Origin of the sequence: Klebsiella sp. K5-306 (assembly GCF_051835185.1) — a bacterium.
GTDB lineage: Bacteria > Pseudomonadota > Gammaproteobacteria > Enterobacterales > Enterobacteriaceae > Klebsiella > Klebsiella oxytoca.
The window spans coordinates 1-539 of sequence record NZ_JAIFJY010000066.1 but is presented as its reverse complement, the minus strand read 5'-3'; the positions used below and the strand labels follow the sequence as shown (position 1 = coordinate 539).

Below are 539 nucleotides of genomic sequence, written 5' to 3'. Positions count from 1 at the left end.
GCTTCGATATAGGTGTTGAGGTTACGGGTCAGAGCGGAACGGAAACCCACCAGGTGAGTGCCGCCATCGCGCTGTGGAATGTTATTGGTGAAGCACAACAGGTTCTCATTGAAGCTGTCGTTCCACTGCAGGGCGATTTCTACGCCGATGCCGTCTTCGCGTTGCACATTGAAGTGGAACACTTGGTTGACCGCTGTCTTGTTGGTGTTCAGGTATTCAACGAATGCACGCAAACCGCCTTCGTACTTGAACAGTTCCTCTTTACCGCTGCGTTCATCCTTGAGGACGATACCCACACCGGAGTTGAGAAAGGACAGTTCACGAATCCGCTTGGCCAGAATGTCCCAGCTAAAGTGGATGTTCTTGAAGGTGTCAGCCGATGGCTTGAAATGGATCTGAGTGCCGGTGGTTTCGCTGTCGCCAACGATCCGCATCGGTTCTTGTGGAACACCGTGAACGTAAGTCTGCTCCCAGATTTTGCCGCTACGGCGCACTGTGAGGATCAGTTCTTTGGAAAGGGCGTTTACCACCGAAACACC

Annotated in this window: 1 pseudogene; it reads right to left on the bottom strand. The window is 52.7% G+C overall.

Annotation, left to right across the window (positions count from 1 at the left end):
• A pseudogene (gene gyrB, locus K2184_RS29010) lies at positions 1 to 539 on the bottom strand (DNA gyrase subunit B); the annotation flags it as partial.